This is a genomic window from Pseudomonas sp. ZT5P21, assembly GCF_054897785.1.
Genome location: NZ_CM142705.1, coordinates 5519721 through 5533026, shown reverse-complemented (window position 1 = coordinate 5533026; position 13306 = coordinate 5519721). Strand labels below are relative to the sequence as shown.

General features: G+C 60.2%; 11 protein-coding genes. 6 read left to right on the top strand and 5 right to left on the bottom strand.

The window, feature by feature from the left end; translation table 11 throughout:
- Positions 1-27: 27 nt before the first annotated feature.
- Both ACYZT9_RS25750 and ACYZT9_RS25745 read right to left on the bottom strand, forming a co-directional pair.
- Positions 28-399: a YcfL family protein gene (locus tag ACYZT9_RS25750; protein WP_462007971.1), complete on the bottom strand. Its 372-nt coding sequence runs from the start codon at positions 397-399 to the stop codon at positions 28-30.
- Positions 400-414: 15 nt separating this feature from the next.
- Positions 415-1812 carry a COG3014 family protein gene (locus ACYZT9_RS25745; protein WP_462007970.1) on the bottom strand — a complete coding sequence of 466 codons (1398 nt, stop codon included), beginning with the start codon at positions 1810-1812 and terminating at the stop codon, positions 415-417.
- Positions 1813-2126: 314 nt separating this feature from the next.
- Between ACYZT9_RS25745 and ACYZT9_RS25740 the strand changes: the two genes are divergently transcribed.
- Entirely contained in the window at positions 2127-4025 is a 1899-nt protein-coding gene (locus tag ACYZT9_RS25740) for an FTR1 family protein (RefSeq protein WP_462007969.1), read from the top strand.
- A 104-nt stretch (positions 4026-4129) separates the two neighbouring features.
- Entirely contained in the window at positions 4130-4585 is a 456-nt protein-coding gene (locus tag ACYZT9_RS25735) for a YaiI/YqxD family protein (protein WP_462007968.1), read from the top strand.
- 105 nt (positions 4586-4690) lie between these two features.
- Here the strand turns inward: ACYZT9_RS25735 and elbB are convergent, their stop codons facing one another.
- Positions 4691-5359 (bottom strand): isoprenoid biosynthesis glyoxalase ElbB, encoded by a 669-nt coding sequence (gene elbB, locus ACYZT9_RS25730; RefSeq protein WP_462007967.1) that lies wholly within the window; start codon positions 5357-5359, stop codon positions 4691-4693.
- Between the two features lie 115 nt (positions 5360-5474).
- Here elbB and ACYZT9_RS25725 point away from each other — a divergent pair, with 115 nt between their 5' ends.
- A complete protein-coding gene (locus ACYZT9_RS25725; protein WP_462007966.1) occupies positions 5475-6710 on the top strand; it encodes a sterol desaturase family protein in 1236 nt (411 codons plus the stop codon).
- Here the strand turns inward: ACYZT9_RS25725 and ACYZT9_RS25720 are convergent.
- Entirely contained in the window at positions 6691-7323 is a 633-nt protein-coding gene (locus ACYZT9_RS25720) for a DedA family protein (protein ID WP_462007965.1), read from the bottom strand. The two genes, ACYZT9_RS25725 and ACYZT9_RS25720, sit on opposite strands and share 20 nt — an antisense overlap.
- A gap of 207 nt (positions 7324-7530) precedes the next feature.
- Between ACYZT9_RS25720 and hemB the strand changes: the two genes are divergently transcribed.
- Both hemB and ppk1 read left to right on the top strand, forming a co-directional pair.
- Positions 7531-8544 (top strand): porphobilinogen synthase, encoded by a 1014-nt coding sequence (hemB, locus tag ACYZT9_RS25715; protein WP_462007964.1) that lies wholly within the window; start codon positions 7531-7533, stop codon positions 8542-8544.
- A gap of 18 nt (positions 8545-8562) precedes the next feature.
- A complete protein-coding gene (gene ppk1 / locus ACYZT9_RS25710) occupies positions 8563-10785 on the top strand; it encodes a polyphosphate kinase 1 (protein ID WP_462007963.1) in 2223 nt (740 codons plus the stop codon).
- 164 nt (positions 10786-10949) lie between these two features.
- Here the strand turns inward: ppk1 and ppx are convergent, their stop codons facing one another.
- Positions 10950-12452 carry an exopolyphosphatase gene (ppx, locus tag ACYZT9_RS25705; RefSeq protein WP_462007962.1) on the bottom strand — a complete coding sequence of 501 codons (1503 nt, stop codon included), beginning with the start codon at positions 12450-12452 and terminating at the stop codon, positions 10950-10952.
- A 495-nt stretch (positions 12453-12947) separates the two neighbouring features.
- Between ppx and trxA the strand changes: the two genes are divergently transcribed.
- Positions 12948-13277 carry a thioredoxin TrxA gene (trxA, locus tag ACYZT9_RS25700; RefSeq protein ID WP_003206727.1) on the top strand — a complete coding sequence of 110 codons (330 nt, stop codon included), beginning with the start codon at positions 12948-12950 and terminating at the stop codon, positions 13275-13277.
- The last annotated feature ends 29 nt before the right edge of the window (positions 13278-13306 follow it).

Genomic DNA, 13306 nt, shown 5'->3' with positions numbered 1-13306 from the left:
GCTCTCTAAAACTGAACGAATAGGGTGTTAAGGCGTTTTGATTTCGAGGCGGAAATCCACGGCCTTGGCGGTTGGCGCGATGGCCTGAATGAAACGGGTCTGCTCGCCGTACATCATCTGGCTTTTCCAGGTTTCTTCCTCGGCAATCGGGAAGCCTTCAGGGCCGAGCCAGGCAAAGCGGTAGTAGAAAGTCTTGTTGTTGAAGCTGGTGTTGCTCAGCTGCACATTGACCGTCATGAAACCGTTTTCCCGGGCGACGCGCATGGCGCCTACCACGATGTTCTTCAGCTTGCCCATGGCCACGACTTTGCTGGCGGCGCTGCCTGGCTCCGGTGGGGGCGGTGTGGCGCAACCGGCCAGCAAGGCCAGGACGACGACAGCAATGAGTTTGAAGCGCATGCAAAGACTCCGTTCTTAAGGTTGTTTGAGGCTGGCCACGGCCGTCGGGCTGGCGCTCGGGATGACGTGAGCCGCCAGGCCGCTGGCAAATACCTGGTTGCCCACGGTACGCAGGCTGATGACCTGATAGCGTTGATCCACGGTGATCTTGACCACCGAACCACCGACCGCACTTGGCAGCGTGACCTGGTGCTCGCCTTTCTTCAGGCGCAGGCGCACCACCTGGGTGTTGTCCGGCAGGGTGCGCCACGTACGGGTATCGGCACCTTCGAGCACGGCTGAAGTGATACCGACCGCCAGGCCCGCGAGCGGATTGGTTTCATTGATCTTCTTCTGCGCCACGCCACGGGTCACTGCGCGAACGGTGGTGCGCACAATGATCCCCGGCATGTCGTCACGCAGCGCGCGGCGGGACATGGCGGTAATGCTGTTGAGTTGCGTCAGGTTGAGCTGCTGACCGTCCACGCCGATCTGGGCGAGCGTGGCGGTGGAGGTATCCGGCTTGATGATCGGGAACGACAGCGGGGTGATCACCACATTGCCGCTGATAGGCAGAGGCAGGGGCACGCGGATCGAATCCCGGGCAGGTGCCAGGCCGCTTTGCACGACGATCAGGATATCGCTGTCCTCGTCCTTGGCACTTTTCTTGTCGAGGTCCTTCAGCGCCTGTTCCAGCAGCGGGGTGTTCGGGCGCAGTTCGGCCGCTTTGCGATAACCTGGCGCGGCCAGGTCTTTTTCACCCAGGGCTTCGTAGGCGAAGCCGGCCAGGTAATGGCTGAACGCACTCTGGTAGCTGTTTTTCAGGCCGACGACTTCTGGCGCATCGAGGCTGGCGACCGGGTAACCCTGCAGGTCTTTGTATTCGGTCTTGATGCCTTCTTTCTCGGCTTCCTCTTCGCTCTTGAGGTATTCCTTATCGCGCAGGTCAGCGATCACCGCTTCACGTTCGTGGGTTTTCTTGATCGCGGTGCGTGCGCCGTCGAAATCGTTGACGGCCAGCAGGTTCAGAGCCATCTGCGTGGTCAGCATGACTTTTTCGTAGTCGTAGCCTTCGTAGCGACGGACCTTGTCGTTCACCAGGAAACTGCCGAACTGAGCGAGGTACTTGCCGGTATCCAGTTTGACCGCGTCTTCCCACTTGCCGACCACCGCATCGGCGCTGCTCCAGGCGTTCTGACTGCCGGACAGGTCGCCCTTGGCGCGCAGCAGTTCACCCTTCTCGAAGTAATAGAGCAGGTCTTTGTCTTCTCCGGTGTTGTTCTTTTCCAGCAGGGTCAGCGCGGCGTCGACATTGCCGGAAGCCAGCTGCTGATTGGTTTGTGCGAGTTCCGAGTCGTAGTTGCGGAATGCCGAACAGCCGGAGAGCAAAGTGACAGCGCTGAGCGCGATCAAGGTTAAGGCGCGGGAGGCCATAGATACTTCTTCCCTGAGTGTAAGCAGCCGCGCTTGCTGGTCGGGCTGTTAAGACCTATCGGCGCAGACTGTCGTCCTGCCAATTCCTCCTGAACGGAGGAGCTTCAATGCCATGTCGCTCAATGGCAGGCGCGGCATTATAAACAGGGATAGTGGCAGTGTAATGGCTTTTTAATTGCGTTTTTCTTGAGGGTGCCATCATCCGGCGAAAGCGCAAAATCGGCGAGCGAAGCGCGTTTCATACAACAAAGCTTGAGTGAAACTCATTCGAAGTGAACAATGTGTTACTTCTTATTTCCAATTGAGATTCATTCATGACTGCCCCGTCCCGTTTACTGGCCTGGCTGGTGTTGACACTGTTTGCCTTGTGCAGTTCCAATTTGCTGGCCGACACTGTGGAAGGCGCGCCGCAAGCGCTGCATTTGCTTGATTACGTTGGCGCGGACTACCCGCAGACAGTGCAAGGGGGCAAGGTCGTCGACGCGTCTGAATACCGTGAACAGCTGGAATTCATCAAGGTGCTGCAGGGCTTGATCGCGGCGATGCCGGAGAAACCGGAAAAAGCCGGGTTGGAGCAAGGCGTCAGCACGTTGCGTGACGCTATCGCTGCGCGTCAGGACGGTTCGGATGTCGCCCGTCAGGCACGCCAACTCGGCGCGAAGCTGGCCGTGGCCTATGAAGTCAGCCAGGCGCCGATCATCACGCCGGATCCGACTCGCGGTGCGCCGTTGTACGCCCAGCATTGTTCGGTCTGCCATGGCGATGCTGGTGCCGGTGATGGCCCGGCCGGTGTCGGTCTGACGCCGCCGCCGGCCAATCTGCGAGACGCCGCGCGCCTCGATCACTTGAGCCTTTTCGCGATCTACAGCACGCTGGGGCTGGGGGTCGAAGGCACCGACATGCCGGCCTTCGCCGATCAGTTGGACGACCGTCAGCGTTGGGATCTGGCCACTTACATCGCCAGCTTCAGCGCCGATCCGGCCGCGGCAAAATCCGAGAAAACCTACAACATCGCCGACCTCGCTCGTCAGACCCCGGCCGAAGTGCTGGCCGCCGAAGGCCCGCAGGCGGCAGCAACCTTCCGCGCCCGGCGCGCGCAACCGCCGCAGGTCAAGCGTGGTCCCGCGCAACTCCTCGACTACACCGCTGCAACCCTGGACAAGAGCGTCGCGGCCTATCGCGCCGGCGATCACGATCAGGCGTATGACCTGTCGGTAGCGGCCTACCTTGAAGGCTTCGAACTGGTCGAAAGCTCTCTGGATAACGTCGACGCCAACGTGCGCAAAGACACTGAAAAATCCCTGATGGCTTACCGTCAGTCGTTGCAGGACGGTTTGCCGGTGGCCGAGGTTCAGAAACGGCTGGATGTCGCCAAAGCCAAGCTGAAGGAGTCTGCCGGCCTGCTTGGCAGTGACGGTCTGAGCTGGTCACTGAGCTACATCTCCGGTCTGCTGATTCTGCTGCGCGAAGGTCTGGAAGCGATCCTGGTGCTGGCGGCGATCCTCGCGTTCCTGCGCAATACCGGCCAGCAATCGGCGGTGCGCAGCGTCAACGTCGGTTGGGGGCTGGCGCTGGTGGCCGGTCTGGCAACATGGGCGCTGGCGGCCTACGTGATCGATGTCAGCGGTTCGCAGCGTGAATTGCTCGAAGGCGCAACAGCATTGTTCGCCGCCGTCATGGTCTTGTGGCTCGGCGTGTGGATGCACGACCGTCGCCACGCAGCGGCCTGGCAGGATTACATCAAGAGCAGCCTGGTGGGCGGCGGTGGGCGTTTTGGCTTTGCGACGCTGGCGTTTTTCTCGGTGTATCGCGAGCTGTTTGAAGTGATTCTGTTCTACGAGACCCTGTGGCTACAGGCCGGGCCTGCGGGTCACAACGCTGTGCTCGCCGGTGGTGCCACGGCGCTGGTGCTGTTGGTGGGTCTGGCGTGGGTGATCCTGCGTGGCTCGGCGAAGCTGCCGCTGTCGTTGTTCTTCAGTATCAACGCCGGCTTGTTGTGCGCGCTGTCGGTGGTGTTTGCCGGTCATGGCGTGAAGGCATTGCAGGAAGCCGGTATCTTCGGCACGCGGCCGGTGCCGTTCTTTGAGTTCGATTGGCTGGGTATCCACGCTGATGCGTATTCGCTGAGTGCTCAGGCGGTGGCGATCATTGCGATTACTGTGTTGTATGGGCGCAGCTGGATGGCGGAGAAGCGGCGGGTGCAAGTTTCTTAAAGCATTCGCTGCGCTCATATTCGCCGGCAAGCCCGCTCCCACAAGGTTATCGCTGAACCTGTGGGAGCGGGCTTGCCCGCGAAGCTTTTAACGGAGAAAAAATTATGCGTGTCTGGATCGATGCCGACGCCTGCCCGCGGGCGGCCAAGGACCTGGTGGTGAAGTTCGCCCTCAAACGCCAGTTCGAAGTGGTGCTGGTGGCGGGGCAGCCGCAGATCAAGCCCGGGCTGGCGCTGGTAAAGCTGATCGTGGTGCCGAGTGGCCCGGATGCGGCTGACGATTATCTGGTGGAACACGCAGTGCCGGGTGAACTGGTGATTTGCAGCGACGTGCCGCTGGCTGACCGTTTGGTGAAGAAGGGCGTGGCAGCACTGGACCCCCGAGGAAAGGAGTTCGACGCGCAGAACATGGGTGACCGGCTGGCGGTGCGTAACCTGTTCACCGACTTGCGTGATCAGGGGCAAATGAGCGGCGGGCCGGCGCCGTTTGGCGAGCGTGAGAAGCAGGCGTTTGCCAATGCGCTGGACCGGATTCTTACGCGGCTGACGCGCAAACTGTAGGAGCGAGCTTGCTCGCGAGAAACCCGAGAATGACGCGGGGAGTCAGACTTGACGCGTCATCGTTTACGACCTTCGCGAACAAGCTCGCTCCTACAGTGATCCGTGTCAGGCGTCGTTTTCATGGGTGAGTTCGAGCACGCGGTCGACCAGTTTGTTGATGCCTGACGCGGCTTCGCTGATCGATTGCGCCAGCATGTACGCCGGGGTGCTCACCAACTTGCGCGCCTTGTCCTCAACGATGTCAGTTACCTCGCAGTCCGCATGGGTCGCGCCCATTTTGTTCATGGCCGCTGCGGTTTCGGCATCGTTGCCGATGGTGCACTTGACACCCGGCCCATAGATCTTCGCGGCCAGCGCCGGCGAGATGCAGATCAGCCCGACCGGTTTACCCGCTTCGGCAAACGCCTCAGCCAACGCCAGGACTTCCGGCTGGACCGTGCAGCCGGCGCCTTCGATGGCGAAGTTCGACAGGTTCTTCGCCGCCCCAAAACCACCCGGCACGATCAGTGCGTCGAAGTCTTCGACGTCGGCCTCGCGAATGTCCTTGATGTTGCCCCGAGCGATCCGCGCCGATTCCACCAGCACATTGCGTGACTCGGACATCTCTTCACCGGTCAGGTGGTTGATCACATGCAACTGCGCGATGTTGGGGGCAAAGCACTGCACCTGAGCGCCACGCTGGTCGAGGCGCAGCAGGGTGATCACACTTTCGTGGATCTCGGCGCCGTCGTAGACGCCACAGCCGGAAAGGATCACTGCAATTTTTTTGCTCATGGGTTTTTCTCCAGATTCATGGCGTTAAATGTCCACTAATTTGTCACTCGTTGCCATAGGGTTAATTCGCGGCTACACCTAGCATCTGTCCTCAAGATTCCGATTAGGGCGCGTCATGGACTTCATTCTGTATGCGGTGCCGTTCTTCTTTGTGCTGATTGCCGTCGAACTGCTGGCCGACCGTTGGCGCGGGGTGAGCAACTATCGGGTGGCCGACGCGATCAACAGCATCAGTACCGGCGTGTTGTCGACCACTACCGGCCTGCTGACCAAGGGCGTGGGGCTGGTGACCTATGCGTTTGCCCTCAAGCATCTGGCGCTGTTGGAGCTCTCGGCTGACAGCGTTTGGGTCTGGGTGTTCGCCTTTGTCCTCTACGACTTTTGTTACTACTGGCTGCATCGCATGGGCCACGAACGCAACATCCTCTGGGCCGCACATTCGGTGCATCACCAGAGCGAGGATTACAACCTCTCCACGGCGTTGCGCCAAACCAGTACCGGGTTTCTGCTGAGCTGGATTTTCTACCTGCCGATGGCGGTGCTCGGCGTGCCGCTGCTGGTGTTCATCAGCGTCGCGGCGCTTAACCTGCTGTATCAATTCTGGGTGCATACGCGGCACATTCCCAAGCTTGGCTGGTTCGAGTGGTTCTTCGTCACGCCATCCAATCATCGGGCCCACCATGCACAGAACGCTCTCTACATGGATCGCAACTACGGCGGGGTGTTCATTATTTGGGACCGTCTATTTGGCTCGTTCCAGGAAGAGGACGACAACGAACCGGTGATTTTTGGTGTGACCACGCCGCTGGCGAGCTGGAATCCGTTGTGGGCAAACGTGCAGTTTTACGCGCAGCTCTGGGATGACGCGCGACGGGCTGAAAGCACGTGGGACAAGCTGCGGATCTGGTTCATGCGCACCGGTTGGCGGCCGGCCGACGTGGCGGCGAAGTACCCGATGAACAAGCCGGACCTGAGCCAGTTCCGCAAATTCGAAGTACCGCTGGACGGGCGTCAGCAGATTTACGTCGTGTTGCAGTTCTGCGTCTACATCGCGCTGGGCAGCTACTTGATGAACTTCGAGCCGCATCTGCCGACCGCCGCGTTGGTGCTCGGTTGGAGTGCTGTGGCATTGGGTTTGTTTACGTTGGGCGTGGCCCTGGAGAATCGCCCGTGGGCGCTGAAGCTGGAGCTGCTGCGGCTGGCATCGAATGTGCCATTGGTGTGGCTGGCGCCGATGCTCGGGCTGTGGCCGGCCAGCGCGGCGGGCTGGGTCGGCCTGCTGAGTTACAGCCTGCTCAGCGGGATCGGTCTCTACTGTTGCAGAAACCGTTTCACTCGGTGGGCGTCTTGACCTCGGCGGCCTTGGCCTGTTCGGCTTTCAAGGCCTGCTCGTCGGCGTAGACCTGCTTCGCCAGGCGCGCATTCTTGAAACGCCGGCGCAGCCACAGCACCACCCCCAGCACCAGAAGGGCGCCAAGCACCCATAGCTCGTACTTCTTGATGCTACCCATCATGCCTTCGAGCACCGCGCCGAAGTGATAGGCGGCGGCGGCCAGTGCGGTCGCCCAGATCGCGGCACCAATCCCGTTGAGCAACAAATAACGTCCTGGCGGATAACCTGAAAGGCCGATCGCCACCGGCATCACCGTGCGCAAACCGTAGACAAAACGGAAGCTCAGCACCCAGATGTCCGGGTGTCGGCGAATGTGTTCCAGTGCCCGGTCGCCCATCATCTGCCAGCGAGGCTTGCGCGCCAGCAACTTGCGGCCGTGCTTGCGTCCCAGGAAGTACCACAGCTGGTCGCCGGCATAACTGCCGCAAAACGCCACGACCACCACCATGTTGATGTCCATGTATCCACGGAACGCGAGGAAGCCCGCGAGCACCAGAATGGTTTCGCCTTCGAAGAACGTGCCGAGAAACAGGGCAAAGTAGCCGAAGTCATGCAGAAATTGTTGGAGCATTGTCTGGGTGCTGGCGAAATGAACGCGCAGCCTAACCCTTCGGGCACATTCATGAAAGTGTCCAAATGTGTCTCGACGTGAACATTTCCTACAAGGACAATGGAATGCGACTACGTGTCGCGGGGTGCACATAATTGTAATACCACGGTCATAATGGCCGCTTATAACTGTCACGCTCGCCCGCCAGCGCGGGCTCAGGAGTCTGCCGTGAGCTTTACCCCCGCCAACCGTTTGTTTCCTGGAACCCGCCTGCGTCGTAATCGACGTGATGATTTCTCGCGTCGACTGGTTCGTGAAAACGTCCTGACCGTCGATGACCTGATCCTGCCGGTGTTCGTGCTGGACGGTGAAAACCGCCGTGAAGCGGTGGCCTCGATGCCCGGCGTTGAACGCCTGACCATCGATCTGTTGCTGGAAGAAGCGGCCAAGTGGGTCGAGCTGGGGATTCCGGCCGTAGCGCTGTTCCCGGTCACACCGCCCGAACTCAAATCGCTGGACGCCGCCGAAGCCTGGAATCCCGACGGCATTGCCCAGCGCGCCACCCGCGCCCTGCGTGCGCAGTTCCCTGAACTGGGCGTGATCACCGACGTCGCGCTGGACCCGTTCACCACCCACGGTCAGGACGGTATTCTCGACGAAAAAGGCTATGTGCAGAACGACATCACCGTCGATGCGCTGGTCAAGCAAGCCCTGTCCCACGCCGAAGCCGGCGCTCAGGTGGTGGCCCCGTCGGACATGATGGACGGTCGCATCCAGGCAATCCGCGAAGCCCTTGAACTGGCCGATCACGTCAACGTTCGGATCATGGCCTACTCGGCGAAGTACGCCAGCGCCTATTACGGGCCGTTCCGCGATGCGGTGGGTTCGGCGCTGAACCTGGGCAAAGCCAACAAGGCCTCCTATCAGATGGACCCGGCCAACAGCAATGAAGCCCTGCACGAAGTGGCGGCGGACTTGTCAGAAGGCGCGGACATGGTCATGGTCAAGCCAGGCATGCCGTATCTGGACATCCTTTACCGGGTCAAAGAAGAATTCAAAGTACCGACCTTTGTTTATCAGGTCAGCGGGGAATACGCCATGCACATGGCGGCGATCCAGAATGGCTGGTTGAGCGAAGGGGTTATCCTCGAATCCCTGACCGCTTTTAAACGTGCAGGCGCTGATGGCATCCTGACTTACTTTGCCGTTCGTGCTGCTCAACTGTTACGAGAGCAACAATAGCCCTCCCAGGAACATTCCATGAATACCGAAGGACTCACTGAAGTTGCCGTCAAAGAGGCTCAACCTGTGGTCGAGCAAATCGCCGAAACCCCGGTGGAGCTGGAGCCTGCTCCGCCCGCGGTGGTGGCCGAAACCGCGTCCGCGGCGCCAGCGATTACCATTCCCGGCCTGGATGACAGCAGTCTGTACATCCATCGCGAGCTCTCGCAACTGCAGTTCAACATCCGTGTGCTGGAACAGGCACTGGACGAGTCCTACCCGTTGCTGGAACGGCTGAAGTTTCTGCTGATTTTCTCCAGCAACCTGGACGAGTTCTTCGAGATTCGCGTGGCCGGCCTCAAGAAGCAGATCACCTTTGCCCGTGAACAGGCGGGTGCCGATGGTCTGCAACCGCATCAGGCCCTGGCCCGGATCAGCGAACTGGTGCACGGTCACGTTGATCGCCAGTACGCGATCCTTAATGACATTCTGTTGCCGGAGCTGGAGAAACATCAGGTTCGCTTCATCCGTCGCCGTTACTGGACCACCAAGCTCAAGACTTGGGTCCGCCGTTATTTCCGCGACGAGATCGCGCCGATCATCACCCCGATCGGCCTCGACCCGACGCACCCGTTCCCGTTGCTGGTGAACAAGAGTCTGAACTTCATCGTCGAGCTCGAAGGCATCGACGCCTTTGGTCGCGATTCCGGTCTGGCGATCATCCCGGCTCCGCGTCTGTTGCCGCGAGTCATCAAGGTGCCGGAAGAAGTCGGCGGCCCTGGCGACAACTATGTATTCCTGTCCTCGATGATCCACGCGCACGCCGATGACCTGTTCCAGGGCATGAAGGTCAAGGGCTGCTACCAGTTCCGACTGACCCGAAACGCCGACCTGTCCGTCGACACCGAAGATGTAGAAGACCTGGCTCGCGCCCTGCGCGGCGAGTTGTTCTCCCGTCGCTACGGTGACGCGGTGCGTCTGGAAGTCGCCGATACCTGCCCGAAACAGCTGTCCGACTACTTGCTCAAGCAGTTCAACCTGCACGAAACCGAGCTGTACCAGGTCAACGGTCCGGTCAACCTGACCCGCCTGTTCAGCATCACCGGCCTCGACAGTCAGCGCGAGCTGCAATACCTGCCGTTCACGCCGCAGATCCCGAAACTGCTGCAGAACAGCGAGAACATTTTCAGCGTGATCAGCAAGCAGGACATCCTGCTGCTGCACCCGTTCGAGTCGTTCACTCCGGTGGTCGACCTGCTGCGCCAGGCTGCAAAGGATCCGCATGTATTGGCGGTTCGTCAGACGCTGTACCGTTCCGGCGCCAACTCGGAAATCGTTGATGCGCTGGTCGATGCCGCGCGCAACGGCAAGGAAGTCACCGCGGTGATCGAATTGCGCGCGCGGTTTGATGAAGAGTCCAACCTGCAACTGGCCAGCCGTCTGCAAGCGGCCGGTGCGGTGGTGATTTACGGTGTGGTCGGCTTCAAGACCCACGCCAAGATGATGCTGATCCTGCGTCGCGAGGCTGGCGAGATTGTCCGTTACGCCCACTTGGGTACGGGTAACTACCACGCGGCCAACGCCCGTCTGTACACCGACTACAGCCTGCTGACCTCGGACGACGCCTTGTGCGAAGACGTCGGCAAACTGTTCAGCCAGTTGATCGGCATGGGTAAAACCCTGCGCATGAAGAAGCTGCTGCACGCGCCGTTCACGTTGAAGAAGGGCATGCTCGACATGATTGCCCGGGAGACGCAATTCGCCCTCGACGGCAAGCCGGCGCACATCATTGCCAAGTTCAACTCGTTGACCGATCCGAAGGTCATCCGTGCGCTGTACAAGGCCAGCCAGTCCGGCGTGCGCATCGATCTGGTGGTGCGTGGCATGTGCTGCCTGCGTCCGGGTATCGCCGGTGTTTCGCACAACATCCACGTGCGCTCGATCATCGGTCGCTTCCTGGAACACACCCGGGTCTTCTACTTCCTCAACGGCGGTGATGAGCAGATGTTCCTGTCCAGTGCCGACTGGATGGAGCGAAACCTCGACAAGCGCGTCGAGACTTGCTTCCCGGTGGAAGGCAAGAAGCTGATCATGCGGGTCAAGAAGGAGCTGGAGCTGTACCTGACCGACAATACTCACAGCTGGAGTCTGCAGGCGGACGGTCGTTACATCCGCAACACGCCGACTGGCAACCAAAACCCGCGCAGTGCGCAGGCAACGTTGCTGGAGCGGTTGGGCAGTCCGATTCTGGCTGTGCGTTAACACTCGCGTGGCATAAAAAAAATGGCGATCCCTGCGGATCGCCATTTTTTTATCCCGCCTGAGTAACCTGTGGCGAGGGAGCTTGCTCCCGCTGGACTGCGCAGCAGGCCTTCTTCTGGGGCCACTTCGCGGCCTAGCGGGAGCAAGCTCCCTAGCCACAGGGTTTAGCGGACGTTCAGGGTAAATCCAACCCGAGTCAGCCATTCCGCTTCCAGGGCGAAGTCGGCCTGGGTCAGCTGGTTTTCGTCCAGCCAGTGTTCCGGGAACATTACATCCAGGCTGTCACCGTTGGCGTGCAGTACCACCTGAGGCATTTCCTGGGTGCCGCGGATGTGATGGAACAGGATCGCAAAGCGCAGCAGCACGCACAGGCGAATCAGCTTGATGCCGTCGTCGCCGAAATCGGCAAACCGGTCGCGGGGAATATTGCGACGGTGACCACGCACCAGTAGCGCGAGCATCAGTTGGTCTTCGCGGGAGAACCCGGCCAGGTCCGAATGCTCGATCAGGTAGGAGCCGTGTTTGTGATACTGATAGTGGGCGATGTCCAGGCCTACTTCATGAACCTTGGCGGCCCAGCCCAGCAGTTCGCGCCAGACGCCGTCATCCAGGTCCCAATCCTCGGCCACCTGATCGAAGGCATGCAGTGCTTTGCGCTCGACCCGTGCCGCTTGTTCCAGATCGACGTGATAACGCTCCATCAGCGAACTCAGGGTGCGCTCGCGGACGTCTTCGTGATGATGGCGGCCCAGCAGGTCATAGAGCACACCTTCGCGCAGGGCGCCTTCACAGTGGTCCATGCGTTGCAGTTCGAGGGCATCGAAGATCGCTTCGAGAATCGCCAGGCCGGCCGGGAAAATCGCCCGGCGATCAGGCTTGATGCCCTCGAAGTCGATTTTCTCGACGTCGCCGAGTTTGATCAGCTTGCGCTTGAGCCAGGCAAGGCCCAGGGCGTTGACCTCGCCAGTGCCGTGACCGCCGGCCTTCAGCGCCAGGCCGATGGCGCGGATGGTGCCCGAGGAGCCGATGGCTTCATCCCAGGTCAGGCGGTGCAGGGCGTGTTCGATGCTCATGATCTCCAGCCGTGCTGCCGTGTACGCCTGGGCGTAGCGGGCCGGGGTGATCTTGCCGTCCTTGAAATAGCGCTGGGTGAAACTGACGCAGCCCATTTGCAGGCTTTCGCGCAGCAGCGGTTCAAAGCGCTGGCCGATGATGAATTCGGTACTGCCGCCGCCGATGTCGGCCACCAGGCGCTTGCCCGGGGTGTCGGCGAGGGTGTGAGACACGCCGAGGTAGATCAGGCGCGCTTCTTCACGACCGGAGATCACTTCCACCGGGTGGCCGAGAATTTCTTCGGCGCGGTGGATGAATTCGGCGCGGTTGCGGGCTTCGCGCAGGGCGTTGGTGCCCACGATTCGCACGGCGCCGGGCGGCATACCGTTGATCAGTTGGGCAAAGCGCTTCAGACAATCGAGCCCGCGCTGCATGGATTCTTCGTTGAGGTGGCGCTCGTCGTCGATGCCAGCGGCCAGCTGAACCTTCTCCCCGAGACGCTCGAGAATACGGATTTCGCCGTTCTGGGCCTTGGCCACGACCATATGAAAGCTGTTGGAGCCCAGGTCGATTGCGGCGATCAGGGACAGATTCTTGGCTTGGGATTGCGGCATGGTCAGGGGGTCTCGGTCGATAACCTCGACATCGTGCCACGATCAAAGGCTGACGCCAACGCGCAGGAGCTTCAGAGGGCTGCGATCTTTTGGCGCGGGGACATTTTGCGGCGCGGCATATGGCCCCTTCGCGAGCAAGCCCGCTCCCACAGTTGATCTGTGAACACCGGACCACTGTGGGAGCGGGCATGGCAAATCTCCGGATCGACGAGGAATGATTTCTGCGGATCGACAGAGCACGGGCCATGCCAAGAAGCTATTTGCCGGGTAGGGCACTGGATTTGTGGGGCGTGTGCACTGTTTGAGCCCGAAACCGCCGACGACGGCGCGCACCCGCATGGTGCATTTTACGAACGGTAGCCCTGCGAGACTTGAATTGAGCTATACCCAAACTCATGCACCACCATAGCGAGACTCAATCATCTGCACCTTCCTGAACGAAGGAAGGGCGGCTATGATGGGCCACGTTTTTTTGCTTACAACCTGGAGACTTCCATGAGCAGCGATCTTATCAAACACGTTAGCGACGCTAGCTTCGAGGCCGACGTACTCAAGGCCGAAGGCGCTGTACTGGTCGACTACTGGGCTGAATGGTGCGGCCCTTGCAAAATGATCGCTCCTGTTCTGGACGAGATTGCTGAAACCTACAAAGGCAAGCTGACCGTTGCCAAACTGAACATCGACGAAAACCAGGAAACCCCGGCCAAGCATGGCGTGCGTGGTATCCCGACCCTGATGCTGTTCAAGAACGGCAACGTTGAAGCGACCAAGGTCGGCGCACTGTCGAAGTCGCAACTGGCGGCTTTCCTCGACGCCAACATCTAAGCGTCGCTGTAAAGTGTCCAAAAAAGGCC

Excerpts from the sequence above, each read along its gene's own strand:
- ACYZT9_RS25750 (WP_462007971.1), bottom strand. The coding sequence starts at position 399 with ATGCGCTTCAAACTCATTGCTGTCGTCGTCCTGGCCTTGCTGGCCGGT.
- ACYZT9_RS25745 (WP_462007970.1), bottom strand. The coding sequence starts at position 1,812 with ATGGCCTCCCGCGCCTTAACCTTGATCGCGCTCAGCGCTGTCACTTTG.
- ACYZT9_RS25740 (WP_462007969.1), top strand. The coding sequence starts at position 2,127 with ATGACTGCCCCGTCCCGTTTACTGGCCTGGCTGGTGTTGACACTGTTT.
- ACYZT9_RS25735 (WP_462007968.1), top strand. The coding sequence starts at position 4,130 with ATGCGTGTCTGGATCGATGCCGACGCCTGCCCGCGGGCGGCCAAGGAC.
- elbB (WP_462007967.1), bottom strand. The coding sequence starts at position 5,359 with ATGAGCAAAAAAATTGCAGTGATCCTTTCCGGCTGTGGCGTCTACGAC.
- ACYZT9_RS25725 (WP_462007966.1), top strand. The coding sequence starts at position 5,475 with ATGGACTTCATTCTGTATGCGGTGCCGTTCTTCTTTGTGCTGATTGCC.
- ACYZT9_RS25720 (WP_462007965.1), bottom strand. The coding sequence starts at position 7,323 with ATGCTCCAACAATTTCTGCATGACTTCGGCTACTTTGCCCTGTTTCTC.
- ppk1 (WP_462007963.1), top strand. The coding sequence starts at position 8,563 with ATGAATACCGAAGGACTCACTGAAGTTGCCGTCAAAGAGGCTCAACCT.
- ppx (WP_462007962.1), bottom strand. The coding sequence starts at position 12,452 with ATGCCGCAATCCCAAGCCAAGAATCTGTCCCTGATCGCCGCAATCGAC.
- trxA (WP_003206727.1), top strand. The coding sequence starts at position 12,948 with ATGAGCAGCGATCTTATCAAACACGTTAGCGACGCTAGCTTCGAGGCC.